Genomic DNA, 13,973 nt, shown 5'->3' with positions numbered 1-13,973 from the left:
AGCGGAGGTTAGGCATCCGGTGCATGGCATTGTTATAAGTTTTATCGCTCAATCAACCACTTGCTTGATATTACGACGAGTGTAGGCCAGAAAGTTGTGTTGATCAGATCATGAAGGCTTGCCGACCAACGCATATAGCCTAGCGAGCCCAAATCATCTCGCAGGTCCAAAACCTCCATTCCTCCTGCCACAAGAAACACTGGAAGCAAAGCCAAGACATCAGGTTGACCACGACGCCACAGCACTACGGCCAGGAAGAAGACTAGCAAGCCTATATGTATATGGATCGCATCCTTGGACAGGCTCAAAACGTCCAGGATAACGAGCTTTAAATTTTGATATGCGGAAGTTTCCATGCTTCCCACCTACTTATAACGCCTCACACAGGGGCGGCCAAAAAAGCGCAGCGTTTTGGACGTCCCAGCGACCAACGGGAGCGACTGCTGTGCCTTGTTATATTTAGCTATTACGCGTTCTTTCAGCAAACGAAATTGGCACCGAGAAAGAAATTTTGGTTGCTTCCATATTTGAGTTTCCATTGTTTCCTTTCGCTTTCCCATTTATCCAGCCACCTAAAACACTTATAGACGCTTCACTTCCTGAATTTTCTTCAACATTTACCACTATCTCAAAACTAACATTTTGAAAAGGTGTAATGTTTTCAGGCTGTTTTAGATTATCTTGTGAGAATGTAACAGGAACAACCGTACCAACGTGCTTCCCAGCTACAGAGTCTTGTGCTTCTTTAACACCCGTTAGTATCTCTTGAAGCGTCTTTGATACGAAGTCTTTAAGTTCCATGTTTCGTCCTATTCTCGAAGTGCGTGAAAATATAACGCCCGCATTTGCGGCTGGTTTGGAGCGCAGCGGAGAACCAGTCCGACAACATGCGATTGTTATGCAGTTTTATAGCCGCTTTTCATTTACAAGACGCCAGTATTGATAACCCAAGGCGCTCAGCCTGCAAGACGTGGAGTTGATTGCTGCAAAATACATGAACTCTGCATTGACTGGCACTACCAGCCCTACACTTTGATATTTCTGCAAGTCTTTAAATATTTTTACATTCTCGGGATTTGCACTAGGATCAGTATCTTCATATGAAGGATCTAATTTGTGTTCAGAGTCCGCCGTTGGAAAATACTGTGTGATTTTGCGCAATGTTTCAAATGGCACCTTAGGAGGAATAACCCGCAATGGCGAAAAGCTAGTGACATTTGTTTTAAAAATTGGACGCTGATCCCATGCACCAAGAGCTTCATCAACATAGGCGTATAGAGATCCCGGTGTGATATTGCCTCTAATATCTGCTGCACCACCTTTCAAAGCATCTATAAGAAGCGATGTAAATACACCCGCACCATTTACCTCTAATGCATACTCGGTATCTCTACTTGCAGTTAATACCGACATTCCTTCAGCTAATTGTGCTGTTCCATTACCTGACAAGCTCGGCGACCCCATTGCACCAGAGTGACAGCAATCGAAGATTATGACCTTATTCCTTGCTTTTGAGTTGTTTGCCAAAGCTAATATGTCGTCCATCGAAACGCCTTCGTCATACTTTCTTGCGTCAGTAGTAACCAAGTATCCTCCAGTGCTTTTGATATAGCCGTGCCCAGAGAAATAGAGCAAAGCCATATCACAATCTCCTGTGAACAGCTGTTCAATTGCTTCACGTAATACAGGTCTTGTGATGTCCGTGCTAGGGCATGTAATCATACGAACCCCAAAATTAGGAGAACCATCACCATTCGACTCTAATATTGTAGCCAAAGAACTAGCGTCATTCACACAACCGCCTAATGGGGAGGTTGGGTAATCGTTTATTCCAATGATTAGCGCTTTTTTCATAAGAATCCCTACTTATTTTTCCCTTCGGTCATCATTTGATCGATAGCAGCTGCAATTTTTTTCCAATCCCATGAAATGGTTCGATTACGCTGTAAACCACTTGGGAGGATGCTGGTCGTATTCGCCCCATCCACATAAACTCCAAAAACTGGCACATCTTGATCCTTCGCCATAGCAATTTCTTTTGAAACACCCGTAGCACTTGCCATGGTTTTTCCACTTAGGACGATAAGCATATTGCACTTGCCTATCTTACTTCTTATTAAGGCTTCCCATTGAGATTGGGGTAAAGATGACTTTGATGACCAATCTTCAATGGAGAATGGCGTTTTTGAGCTTTTCGATTGACCAACAAATAAGTTCTTCTGTGTGACATTGTTGTCATAGTCAAAACTAATGAATGCTCTAGGATTTGCCATTTTATATATTCCTTAGGTTAATGTGCTTTAGGTTGTAGTGCATAACGCCAGCAATAAACGGCGCCCTGACAAGGGCGTCCGGTGGAGGCCGAAGGCCGGAACGAATTTGATTGCCTTGTTATGCGGACTTCCGTTCTACAATCTGGAGGTTGAACGCTTCCGACTCTTCGGGCGGCTCAAAGTAACCTGTCACCATCCTAAAGACTTCCTCTGTGTCGAACTGTGCTCGTTCAGGCTGTTCTTTCTGCCGCTGTTTAAGCTGCTTTAAACAAACTTCATCGTCTACCGACAAATAGTACAGTTCATGAGGAATACCGTGTTGCGAGTATATATCTTTGAACCAAGCTCTTTGCTTCCGGGTGTTCCCAGGAAAATCCAGCACCACGGAGGTACCAGCCAAGAGCACTTGCTCAACGTGTGACCTCAGCACTGGCTTAAGACGAGATGAGTAACTAATATAATCATTGAAATCTTTGATCTCGCCGGGGAACAGAGCGGCTAGCCATTCATCCTCTGAAATAAGCACGGCTCCCCGCTCACGAGCGATTTTGCCAGACAAAGTGCTTTTGCCAGCTCCCATCTTCCCACAGAAGAATATCAACGTTCCGTACGAACTCATTGCTTAATCCTTACGCATAACGCCTGCAGCATGCGCGCCCTTGCAATGGAGCCGAAGGCGCAATGTAATGGGCGTCGCCATGCCTGCACTAGTTATGTGGCTTGCCCCCGTTTGACCTTATCTCAGGTCAACCACAACGGAAGCAAACCACGTTAAGAATCAGTTTTTGCAGCCGTTTTTGCCGCAAGTGATCCTTTCATGGGATGAAACCCAGTGGCTGGGATTGTCACGAGTATCGAAACCGCAACCAGTTTTACCGCCTTTGTTACCACTGTGAACTTCACCTGTTGGTGTGTGCTTGACAGCCATCTTGAAACCTCCTCAAGGGTGCTAGCATTTCAGGATTACCCTGATCGTTTGGTGTACAAATTTTGTACACCAAACCAGCCTACACCCTAGCCATAAACTGTTCAAGCATACAGGCTGTACAAATACACATAACACCCGCAGTTGCGGCTGACTTGGAGCGCAGCGAAAAGGCAGTCCGGCAACCTGCGCTTGTTATGAGTGGACACTTGCTACTTGCTCCACTGCATAGAAGTAGTGTGATTTTTCAAAACACATTGTCTCCCGGCAATTTGGCTGCCTGCTTAATCCAGTTCGCTATGCGCTCTTCATCAAAACCGTCATCCTCGTATATGTCTAGATACCGCACACTTTTTTCCTTCGACTCTTTGGGCGGCAAGGGATCAAGCTGCGATCCATTCAAGAAACTGATCTGGAAATATTTTTTGTAGCAGTACATCGCCAGAAACCAGCCCTGTCCTTCGACACCATAAAACGGAGTATTCCAACGCACGGCTTTTTGGACGCCCGACACTTCGCGAGTGATCAATGTATCAAGCTGACGACCGAGGGCTTGCTTCCAACCAGGCATGGCCGCGATATAGCCTTGAATAGGGGCATCACCATCGCCCTTCTCGATATACGGATTCCCCCCAGCATTCCGCTTCGGATCTATGTTCGTTTTTTTTGTTGACAACGCGTTACCTCCTTTAAAATGTCTGAGGATACTCTATTACACACATGATCAGCACTGATGCTTGTGAAAGAGTAAGTCTCATCAGCTAATTTACTCATAACGACTAAGCTCAGCCGACTCTTTGACTGCCCTGCAGTTAAAGAGTCGGCTGGAGCGCCTTGTTGGGCTCGGAATCTCAGAGCTCAATCAACCACGGCAACTGCTTCAACCTCAACCAAGAGCTCGGGGGAGGACAAAGCAGAGACACCGACAAGCGTGATGGCCCGCCGCGGATCAAACCCGACTTTCTCTGCTGCGCGCATGGCTCCTGAAACGAGTTGCTCCATCTTGTCAGGAGTCCAATTGACTACGTAAACTGTCAATTTGGCAACATCGTCAAAGGTTGCGCCTGCCTCTTGGAGGGCAGCAGCGACATTGAGATAAACCTGTTCGGCTTGGGCTGCCAAATCGTCTTGCCCAACGATACTACCACTTTCATCCTGGGCCACTTGGCCCGAAAGAAAAACAATTTTCTTCCCCACTCCAACTGCAACTTGGAAGTAAGAATCAGGCTGAAAGACTCCCACGGGATTAAATAGTTCTACTGACATGTAAACCTCCATACCGTTTTATTTAAATCGCCCAACGCGAAGCTCAGCCGGGCGCGTTAGCGCATCGGCTGGAGCGCATTGTTATAAGTAGCTCTAATTGTAAGCACCCAAATCTGTACCCTCAACCGCGCAAACTGCTTTCACGGTCTCTCGCCTAGCGAGGCGTCTCAGATAGGCACCCAGGTTGGGATATAATAGTGGTGGCCGGCTAAAGCCACTACCCCAGTGAGATAGCATGAAAAGAAAATAGTCGCATACGGATATCTTGTTCCCTATAAGGAAATCACAACTTTCAAGGGCCTCGTCTAAAAATGAATACATACCGGCTACCCGCGATTCTTGCGCTGCAACAATTGCCGACTCCCCCGCAGCGTCAGTGGTGTGCTTAGCGGGGTAGAAATATATCATTAGCTCAGGCTGTACTGTGGTAGTTAAATATGAAATCCATTGGTGAAATTTGGGACGATCAGGGTCACCTATAGCTGGAACGAGGTTCGCGTGAGGATTCTGCTCGCACAGATGCAAGCAGATGGCTGCACTTTCAAACAGCGCTAATTCGCCATCTACGAGAGTTGGTATGCGTCCGGTAGGGTTAAGCCGCATATAGCTTTCAGACTTCTGCTCATTATTCTTCCTGTCGACAAGCACTAGCTCATACTCAGCCTTCATATGATGGAGAACCATATGTGGTGCCCAGCTAGCGTTACGTGGAAAATAAAATAACTTGTACATGTGACTTCCTAGTTCCTACTTATAACGCTGGCGGCAGGGGCGCGACGTTAGGAGCGTCCCTTGACCGCATTTGTTAAGCCGTCCCTGTCTCCCAAGGGACAGGGATCTTCCAAGAGTAACCGCAGAGACTTTCTATTGGCTTATCTTCAGTATCGGTGCTGATATTGGCCTGGCCTAGAAGAGCCACCCAATTGGGGTTTGCAGTTGATTCTTTTCTGAATAGGCCTTTTCGAACAATTGGCTCTTGAGAAAATGCTTTCATACACTTTATCGCCTCGCCTTTGAAGGTACGAGGGCTTTCGTCCATCATAGCCAACTCACAAGTCTCAACAACAACCTTTTCCCCGGATTGTTGCTCAATAAGACCTAAAAACTGATTGAATTGCTCTGCAATCTTGGCACCCAAAAGGCTGGATACTGAATCGATGCGTTGTTTGGCGCATTCTATAGATGATGCTCTATCTGCAACCAGACGATAATACTTAAAATCAGGCTCGTCATCATCACCGGGAGTCGAAGCCTTCTCTATGTCCGATGTATCAAACAACATGTACCAAAACACAGGAACCATATAGCTCGCAGCACTGATGACTATGGCTGCATCTAGTTCGATATACTTGACTGGCTTTTCTGAACAGTAAAGGTAGGTTCGATTTGCCATGGTGCTCCCTGTGAGTGCTTAACGCCAACCTCAGAGGCGTTTTGCGGAGTGGAGCGTTTGTGCTAAGGTGAGCGCAGCGAGCGCACAAACGAGCCACGGATCAAAACGTCCTATGCAGGTTTTTGTTAGCTCTCATCACGCATGTAACTCGACCATTTATTTCGCTGCTCATCAGACATTCCACCAACCATAACAAACCTCAGTTTAAAATCCAAAACCTTGATAATTTTTTCGAATTGCTTGAAGGAACAAGATATTTCTTTCAGCTTTTTTAGATTGTTTAAAACGGAGTAGTCTACGACATCTATTGAATAGAGTTCTATTTTAACCAAAGACTTTAAATCATTCAGAAAGCCCAAGTCTGATATACCAGTTCTTGAAATGTTTAACGACTTTAGTTTAATTAATTTTCTAATTTGGGATGTGTCACTTATTTTATTATTAGATATATCTAAGTCAGTTAACTTTTTTAAAGCCTCAATACCAGTCAGATCCTTTAATCCAGTACCGTCTATCGATAGCCCTTTTAAATTATTGAGATCTAAAATAGGATCAATGTTTTTTAAGGGTGTATTAGAAAAACTAAGCCGTTGTAGCTTTGAACATAACTTGATCGCTGAAATATCATTGGGTGATATTTTACCGAAATAAGCTTTTTTTAGTTCTGAGCAGTTTTCTATTCCTTCTAGGTTTCGTAGTTTTGTGGCACTTGCAATTAATTCTCTCAAACCTTTAAACTCAATTAAGGGCTTCAAATCTAAAATATCTGTCCTTAATAAATTTAAACTTGTAATTGACTCTAATTCACTGAAACTTGTACACCTTGAAATATAAGGTGTTAACGCCTCTCTCCATTCATCAGCTAAATGTAATTTCCAATCATCGTACGATCTGCCTTCATCTTTCAAACCATTATTATAAAGAAGTAACTCAGGACGCTTAATGATAATGCATTGTTCATCTTCTTTAATATATTTACCTGCATCGAGACTATCTAAATAGTACTGCACAAAAGCAGTTAAATTTAGCGATAGAACAAACTTTGTATCGAAATCACGCCCAAATACAATAACTTGTCCGGCTCGTCCATTCGGGCCAGGATCAAGATCTATAGCATAGTTATTACCACCGTAGTCTTTTGAAAACGGTATCCAGTTTCTTGAACAATATATTTCCTTTATGTGCCCCCTAGGAACAGATATCGAGTGAACATCATCGATTTCTTGATTTTCCTGAATTTGAGACCATGCATTCCACTCATCAAGCATTTCATCTATAGATAGAAAAGGCCAGTCAAAAAAGAATCCCGGACCGGCTTTTTGACCATCGTGCAATAGATAGAGCGATTTAAGCTCTACAGGTAACGTTATCCCCATACGAGACTCAACTTTTTCTATTCTCGAAATATCAGATCCAGGATTTAGTAAATCAACCATGCTTGGCTGTATCTCACTTGTCTTTTTAACAAGAGCGTTAAATACTTCTTCTATCATTTTTTCCCTTAACTATCTGTGAGAGCTAACGTTACCAACACGCGCAGCTTTGAAGTGGAGGCGAAGCCGCAACGGAAAAGCTGTCGCCGTGATTGGCCTCGTTAGGCCTACACCTCTCTGATTGAAACTTTTAGTTTTGGTGACTCGCCGTTATTTAGGAAAGCTTGCGAATTTGATTCTGCAATATGAACTTCCAAGGTCGTTTCAGCGCTGAGAGTTGGCCCATCATTAAATACGTATGGGTAGTTGGTGTGGCCCGTAAGTACTGTGCCGTCAGCGCACACAAGCTGATATGTGCTCAGGCCGGCAGCAGTGTTTGGGCCGGTTGGTGTGATTTTTTCATAGTACGGTGTTGTGATTTTGGTGATGCCGCCGTGTTTGTCTAGATTTGAGAACCCATCCAGAATGACAGTTCTAGATTTCGCTACGCCATCTTCAATGAACAGAAAGCCTTTTGCTTTCATATGAACTACCGGATTTCCAAGGCTATCTACAATAGTACCCTGGCGGTGGCTGTTCACAAAACTACCAAACTGTAACGACCGAAGACCTGTGCGAACCGCAGAAATAGTTGAGTCTTTTCTTTGTTTTGCACTAAAAAGTCGCAAATTATCACAGCAGATCATGATAATAACTCCCGGATCCCAACCTGTTGGTGCTTTTACAGCGGAGTTTTTCAAGGTAGTTGTCCGATTTTCTCGTTTTACGCTGCTGCCTGAACCGGTACGATTTCCCGATCTGGGTTCAGACTTACTGAGCCTATAGGCGTCCAGTTTCTTGTTGCTCTGCCAGACCATCGCTCTGGATACTCTGATTTCGCTTGTTCATACACCGACTTCCGTTTTGCCAGAAGTGCCTCGTCTTGCTGCTTGTGGCGCTGCACCGGTGTCACGAACCGTATACCGCTATGGCGGTGCTCATGGTTATAGAACGTCGTAAAACCCATCATCCATACTCTGGCGCTTTCTAAGGTAGCAAAGCCGCCTGATGGCCACTGTGGGCAGTACTTCACCGTTTTGAACAACGATTCCACATACGGGTTATCATTGCTCACTCTGGGCCTGCTGTACGAGGACGTTACACCCAGCTCCTGCAATTTTACCCTGAGCGTGCTGCCTTTCATCGGGCTACCGTTATCCGAGTGCAACACCAGTGGCTTAAACAAGCATTGCTCACGCAGTAACGCGCGCTGTACCAGCTCACTGGCCAACTGGCTGCATTCTTTTTCGTGCACTTCCCACGCGACCAGTTTTCGGCTGTAAATATCGATGATCGCGTATAAATACCAGTACAGCCCTCGAATACCAGACGGCATATAGCTGATGTCCCAACACCACACCTGGTTTGGTGCTGAAGCACTGTAACTGGTAGGCTTAGCTCGGCTCACCGGTGCTTTGCTTTTGCCTCGGTGGTGTTGCTGATTTGCCGCTTTAAGCACCCTGTACATCGTCGATTCCGAGGCCAAGTAGACACCATCATCTGCCAGCCGTGGCACAATTTGTGATGGCGGCAAGCTGGCGTATTCGTCGCGATTACACGTTGCTAATATCTGCTCGCGCTCGGCTTCATTAAGCTTGTTCTTCGGCTCTGGTCTTATTGCCGTGGGCCGCTTATCTTCGAGCACAGCGCCTTGCTCATCGCGCCAACGGCGAAGTGAGCGCAATGGTATCTCAAGCTCCTGAGCGGCCTTATCGCGCCTGGCTCCCGCTAACACGGCTTCATCAAACCAGCTTAGGTTTAAGTTGCGCTCGCTCACCGTCGTTAACTGTCCTCGTCCTCCTCGCCGTAGTACGCTCTGAGCTTTTTTCGCAGGACCAGCAACGCTGCCGCCTCCGCCAGAGCTTTCTCTTTACGGTTTAGCTCGCGCTCTAACTGCTTAATCCGCTTTTTATCTTCTCTGGCCTGCTTTTTCTCAGCAGCCTTGTGCTGAACCTCGCTCACATTGCCCATCACACAGGCGCTGCGCCACTCTTTAACCTGCTCAACCAACAAGCCTTTTTCTCGGCAATACTGGCTTAACTCGGTTTCTGATAACGGGGCAGTTTCAATCACCACCGCCAACTTTGCTTCTCCTGACCAATCATCAGGCTTTTGTCCACTGACCGGCACGGCATATCCTTGAGCTTTTAACTGATTGCGCCAATTGTACAGCGTCTGCTCAGAAATGCCTTCCTCTGTAGCCAACTGCGCCACGGAGCGATTTAACGGCGGTAATAACTTCTTTAATATTGCTTCTTTTCTTACTGGTGAATAAACAGCCATTTGAACCTGCTAACCACCCGCCGTCTGACACTAACTATTGTGAAAAGAAGACCGGACAACTACTCTGACACGGCGGGACAGCTTCTAACTCTAAGTTGAATGCCCCTAGCGCTTGGTCGATTTCACCTTTCCCTGTGATTTCAATATAGCTTCCCGCAATTACGCCAGTTAACAGATAATCAAGTTTCATTGCACATCTCCTTTACTTGTTTGGATTTGATTGCCTAACACGTTTGGTTAAGGGGCGGGCTTTAGCCCGTCCCAGTGAGCGAAGCGAACGATTTGAACCAATTGTTAGGTGTTTTAGCCGTTGTATATAACATTGCCGTTCATATCGTAAACGCTTTCATAAGGTAAAAGCGATTGTACAAATTCATTAAAATTATTTGCGACAACTAGATAATTGGATTCATCCGATTCTATAACTATGACCTTTGGCTCTATGTCTGAACCTCTATAATCCAAGGCCATCCAGGTGTGGCCATCTCCATCGATTAGCACCAGCTTCTTTGGTAATTTCCATTCTTTCACTAGTTCAGCACTGTCGAAAATAGATCGGTACTCATCTGGATATATACCAGAAAAACTACCGATTTCATAGAAACCTTCGCCAAAATAGTATTTTGTTGAGTCCGTGTTGCGTGGCGGCAGTTTTACCACCCATGACTCATCGGTTCCAGCATACTTTATGTATTCACTTGGAAGCTTAACCCCGTACTTATTTTCGAAAATCTCTATTCTTTCTTCTGGCGTGTAGACACGATAATTTTCGACTTCGTGGACATCACCGCAACTAGAACAAACAAAATAAGCTGTGCCGTCAGTGATATCTGGTTCTGGATATTTATTTGGACAGGCTCGACATTTCATGTGCACATCCTTAGTTCAAGGACTCACCTAACGCCCGGCTCACGCGCCGGTTTGGAGCCGCTAAGCGGCGGAAAATCGGTCGCCGTGCAGCCGATGGTTATATGCTGTTAACTACAGGCAAATTCCTCAAGTGCTTTTCCAGCCAAACGATAGCCTACCCATTCATTTTGTGGTTCTGCACCTATTGATTTATAGAACTGTATCGCCGGCTCGTTCCAGTCAAGTACGCTCCACTCGAAGCGACCACAATTTTTCGACAATGCGATTTTTGCAAGGTGCTTCAGAAGAGCTTTGCCGGCACCGACGCCTCTGTGATCAGGAGAAACATACAAATCCTCAAGATATAATCCATGCTTACCGAGCCATGTTGAGAAATTGAAAAAATAGACCGCAAAACCAATAGGCTCGTTATTGAAGCTACAGATAACGGCATTAGTGGTCGTTTTGGCGCCAAATAAAGAATTTTCTATATCTGCAACTGTAGCCAATACTTCATTCTCTGCTTTCTCATAAGTGGCAAGCTCAGTAATAAACCTATGAATCAGAGCCGAGTCTTCAATTATTGCTTGACGAATTTCTACACCTGACACTTTATACTCCCGTTTCTAGCAACATATAACGCCGCCAGCAGCGGCCGAAAAGCCGCGCAGCGGATTTGAGGTCCAGGCCACGCAGTGGCCGTTGCTGACTGGCCTTGTTATGGTTTATTGGGTTTGACACGTAACTTCCCCGATACAAACTGTGCCCGTGAAGCTGAATTGACCGGCTTATTTTGAGCCTTACACCAGCTAAGTAGCTCGTCAATATCAACATTTACCCTTTTAACTATCTTACCCGTAGCGCGAATATCACTTAGTGCCGCGTTTGCATTTTTCTTCCACTCGTCGTAACTATCATCTAAATCAGCACGATCATCAGCGATTTTCTTTAACCGCTCCCAGCTTTCAGGTTGAAACCAGGCAATGCCGATTACGATCTCATTGTCTTGCACTGATACCTCCCACCGGGAAAACCATAATCGGGATAGGGAGGCACCTCACAATGCCCCTCCTCCCACACCACCGGGCATACGGGTCACGTACCACGGCGGTTCATTTCCTCACTGTTCCTCATGCCACCAATGATGGCAGCCCCAAGTTGGCAAAATATCTGTTCGGCAACGCCCTGTAAAGCGCGGGGCTTTTGCTTAAGCGCCAGGGTCCATGAGCAGATTTAGCCGTATTCCACGCCGTCCAGCGATCTACCCCTAAATGACGTAGTTTGCGGTACCCACTACGACCCCATTGCTTCCAGATATAGCAACGCAATTTCCGCCTGATCCATTTGTCTATGTCACGCAGCGGGCTCAGTACCTCGGCAATGCCAAAGTACGCTTTCCAACCAAGCAGGTATTTCTTCACGTCTGCGATAACATGCAACAGGTTATGGCCTCTCGTTCGGCGACTTAGCCCCCTGACACGTTCTTTGAGTTTAACAATGGCTTTATCAGCCACCTTAATACGATGATCGCGTCGTGGGCTAACCGTAAACCCCAGAAAGCTCCGTTTCCAAGGGCGGTCTACTGCGCTCTTATCGTTATTAACCCTGAGCCTGAGGCGTCGTTCGATAAATCGCTGCACACTCGTTTTAATGCGCTCAGCTGATCGCTGGCTTCCAGCAAATATCTGACAGTCGTCAGCGTATCGGCTGAAGCAATGCCCTCTTTGTTCCAGCTCCCAATCCAGTTCGTCCAATACAATATTAGCCAGTACTGGCGATAACGGGCCACCCTGTGGGGCGCCTTCCTTACTCGCCGTTAATTGCTGGTCTTTCTGCACGGGACTTTTCAGGTATTTCCTGATCAGTTTCAGCAGTGTTTGATCTTGTATTTTCGTAACTATTCAGCCATTATAGACCCAGCAGGTTTATTTATTATCATCGGCAGCATTCATAAAAGGTAACAGCTCTCCTTTAAAAAGTGATGCCATAGCCTGCGAGCCGCTGACTCCTTGCTTGCGTGCAGTCGATAAATAACTCCGGACACGACAGAAGATATGAGCACCTTCCAGCGACCGGAAGCACCCTGATATTTTCTGCTGCACCTTGAGCATCCGGATATCCCGTTCACCTTGGTTGTTGGTAAAGGGCACATGGGGATCCTCTAAAAATCTAAGCACATCGGCTTCGAAGTTCCTCAGCCTCTCAAGTAGATTTCGTGCCGTTGAGCGCTTAAGGCGACCGCGTTTGCCGTCTCGTTGTACTTCATCGGGTGGCGGACATTCAATATCCGCTTTCTTTAAACAGTCTCTATAAGCTTTACGCCAACCTTCCGCTTGATCGGCAGGTACTGACCCGCCAGCATTGATGACGGCATCATTCATGGTGCACAGTAATGTCTGCATGCGCTGTGCCCAGGCTTGTTTGTCCTGCTCCCAGACGCGTTCAAGTTCACGCAAATGGTGAGCATTACACAGTGCATGCTGGCAATCGGTATAGCGGTAATAGGGTTTCCAGTGATCATGACACAGCGTACCGGTAAAGCGCGGTAAGATGCCGATCTGATCCATGGCTTCACTGCCTCGTTTTGAGTGAGGTGCTAACCACGTGAGTGACTCATTGGATGCACAATGCAGCCAATGACGCTTTCCACCAATATTGATACCGGTTTCATCGGCATGGATCACCTGCGCCTGAGTCAGACGCTGTTTGACCCATGACTCAAACGGCGCGGCTTTATCGAAGGCTTCTTTATTGAAGTTAAATAACGAACCGACACTTAACGGAATACTGAGCTGATCTTCAAAGTACTCACGTACGCGGTCATACGGCAGTAACTGATACAGGGATAAGTAAACCGCATGAGCCTTTAATACAGGGCCATATTGAACTGACGATTTCACACCCTCTGGAAAGGGCGCGGTGACACGATTACCCTGTTCATCTTCAAGGATTTCAGCACGGTACTCTGTGACGAGACGACTGATATCGATATCAAAGACCTGCCGAGTCTCATAGCCAGCGAACGTGTAAGTGCTCCCCTTGGGCAAGGTGCGACGATCGATTTTAACAACGTTGATCTCATCTGGATCATCCACGGGTTGTAATGTTTTCCCGATACGCCCCTGTTGGCCGCCGGGTTTACGATCACTTTTAGCGCGTTCTTTTTTAACGCGATCAGGATCCTGAGACGGGGGTTTGCTGCTATTGCGACTGTTGGTGTTGACGCGTCCTAGCAGGATTGGAATGATTAACAGGAGTATCTCAAACGTTGATCGTAACGATGGAGAAATAGATGCATCATCTTTAAGTTGCTGCCTTGCATTCGCTATGATCGCGTCGACATCAATATCACTGATCTTCATGAGATAGACCTGAATCCTGCTGTTTGATGGCTTATTATCGCACGCTTTTTTCAGATCGGATTTTTCGCTCTGTGATGCGTTCTAAGCGGTTTTAAGCATTCATCCTCGCAGGGAGTGATATCGTCTGATCTGTAACGACTGCGGGGCTAA

At 46.2% G+C, this 13,973-nt stretch carries 18 protein-coding genes; all 18 read right to left on the bottom strand.

Annotated features, from left to right (window positions below; genetic code table 11):
* Window positions 1-41 precede the first annotated feature (41 nt).
* Complete coding sequence (locus ACK3CJ_RS08495) at window positions 42-356, bottom strand: hypothetical protein (protein ID WP_409525999.1); 315 nt, start codon at window positions 354-356, stop codon at window positions 42-44.
* 103 nt (window positions 357-459) lie between these two features.
* Window positions 460-801, bottom strand: a complete 342-nt coding sequence (locus ACK3CJ_RS08490) for a hypothetical protein (protein ID WP_409525998.1) — start codon at window positions 799-801, stop codon at window positions 460-462.
* 105 nt (window positions 802-906) lie between these two features.
* A complete protein-coding gene (locus tag ACK3CJ_RS08485; protein ID WP_409525997.1) occupies window positions 907-1,854 on the bottom strand; it encodes a caspase family protein in 948 nt (315 codons plus the stop codon).
* Window positions 1,855-1,862: 8 nt separating this feature from the next.
* Window positions 1,863-2,273 carry a TIR domain-containing protein gene (locus ACK3CJ_RS08480; RefSeq protein ID WP_409525996.1) on the bottom strand — a complete coding sequence of 137 codons (411 nt, stop codon included), beginning with the start codon at window positions 2,271-2,273 and terminating at the stop codon, window positions 1,863-1,865.
* A 118-nt stretch (window positions 2,274-2,391) separates the two neighbouring features.
* On the bottom strand, window positions 2,392-2,892 hold the full coding sequence (locus ACK3CJ_RS08475) for an AAA family ATPase (protein ID WP_409525995.1): 501 nt from the start codon (window positions 2,890-2,892) through the stop codon (window positions 2,392-2,394).
* Window positions 2,893-3,445: 553 nt separating this feature from the next.
* The gene (locus ACK3CJ_RS08470; RefSeq protein WP_409525994.1) at window positions 3,446-3,874 is read right to left on the bottom strand and encodes a DUF1801 domain-containing protein; all 429 of its coding nucleotides are present in this window, start codon (window positions 3,872-3,874) and stop codon (window positions 3,446-3,448) included.
* 182 nt (window positions 3,875-4,056) lie between these two features.
* A complete protein-coding gene (locus ACK3CJ_RS08465) occupies window positions 4,057-4,464 on the bottom strand; it encodes a RidA family protein (protein WP_409525993.1) in 408 nt (135 codons plus the stop codon).
* Between the two features lie 93 nt (window positions 4,465-4,557).
* Window positions 4,558-5,196 (bottom strand): glutathione S-transferase family protein, encoded by a 639-nt coding sequence (locus ACK3CJ_RS08460; RefSeq protein ID WP_409525992.1) that lies wholly within the window; start codon window positions 5,194-5,196, stop codon window positions 4,558-4,560.
* Window positions 5,197-5,269: 73 nt separating this feature from the next.
* Window positions 5,270-5,857, bottom strand: coding sequence for a hypothetical protein (locus ACK3CJ_RS08455; protein WP_409525991.1), 588 nt, complete (start codon window positions 5,855-5,857; stop codon window positions 5,270-5,272).
* A 125-nt stretch (window positions 5,858-5,982) separates the two neighbouring features.
* Entirely contained in the window at window positions 5,983-7,350 is a 1,368-nt protein-coding gene (locus ACK3CJ_RS08450; protein ID WP_409525990.1) for an SMI1/KNR4 family protein, read from the bottom strand.
* Window positions 7,351-7,457: 107 nt separating this feature from the next.
* On the bottom strand, window positions 7,458-8,030 hold the full coding sequence (locus tag ACK3CJ_RS08445) for a hypothetical protein (protein WP_409525989.1): 573 nt from the start codon (window positions 8,028-8,030) through the stop codon (window positions 7,458-7,460).
* 23 nt (window positions 8,031-8,053) lie between these two features.
* Window positions 8,054-9,612 (bottom strand): IS3 family transposase gene (locus ACK3CJ_RS08440; protein ID WP_409522522.1). Its coding sequence is split into 2 segments (ribosomal slippage): window positions 8,054-9,126 and window positions 9,126-9,612, totalling 1,560 coding nucleotides; the frame shifts between segments, so codons are not numbered across the junction.
* A gap of 34 nt (window positions 9,613-9,646) precedes the next feature.
* Window positions 9,647-9,802 carry a hypothetical protein gene (locus ACK3CJ_RS08435; RefSeq protein ID WP_409525988.1) on the bottom strand — a complete coding sequence of 52 codons (156 nt, stop codon included), beginning with the start codon at window positions 9,800-9,802 and terminating at the stop codon, window positions 9,647-9,649.
* A 113-nt stretch (window positions 9,803-9,915) separates the two neighbouring features.
* Complete coding sequence (locus ACK3CJ_RS08430; protein WP_409525987.1) at window positions 9,916-10,482, bottom strand: SMI1/KNR4 family protein; 567 nt, start codon at window positions 10,480-10,482, stop codon at window positions 9,916-9,918.
* 107 nt (window positions 10,483-10,589) lie between these two features.
* Entirely contained in the window at window positions 10,590-11,072 is a 483-nt protein-coding gene (locus ACK3CJ_RS08425; RefSeq protein WP_409525986.1) for a GNAT family N-acetyltransferase, read from the bottom strand.
* A gap of 107 nt (window positions 11,073-11,179) precedes the next feature.
* Complete coding sequence (locus ACK3CJ_RS08420; protein ID WP_409525985.1) at window positions 11,180-11,473, bottom strand: hypothetical protein; 294 nt, start codon at window positions 11,471-11,473, stop codon at window positions 11,180-11,182.
* A gap of 118 nt (window positions 11,474-11,591) precedes the next feature.
* Window positions 11,592-12,299: a reverse transcriptase domain-containing protein gene (locus ACK3CJ_RS08415; protein ID WP_409525984.1), complete on the bottom strand. Its 708-nt coding sequence runs from the start codon at window positions 12,297-12,299 to the stop codon at window positions 11,592-11,594.
* An 87-nt stretch (window positions 12,300-12,386) separates the two neighbouring features.
* Entirely contained in the window at window positions 12,387-13,823 is a 1,437-nt protein-coding gene (gene tnpC, locus ACK3CJ_RS08410; protein ID WP_409524409.1) for an IS66 family transposase, read from the bottom strand.
* Between the last annotated feature and the right edge of the window lie 150 nt (window positions 13,824-13,973).

It is taken from the genome of Nitrincola salilacus (assembly GCF_046271865.1).
GTDB lineage: Bacteria > Pseudomonadota > Gammaproteobacteria > Pseudomonadales > Balneatricaceae > Nitrincola > Nitrincola salilacus.
The sequence above is the reverse complement of the archived record's forward strand: the minus strand, read 5'-3'. Positions and strand labels throughout refer to the sequence as shown.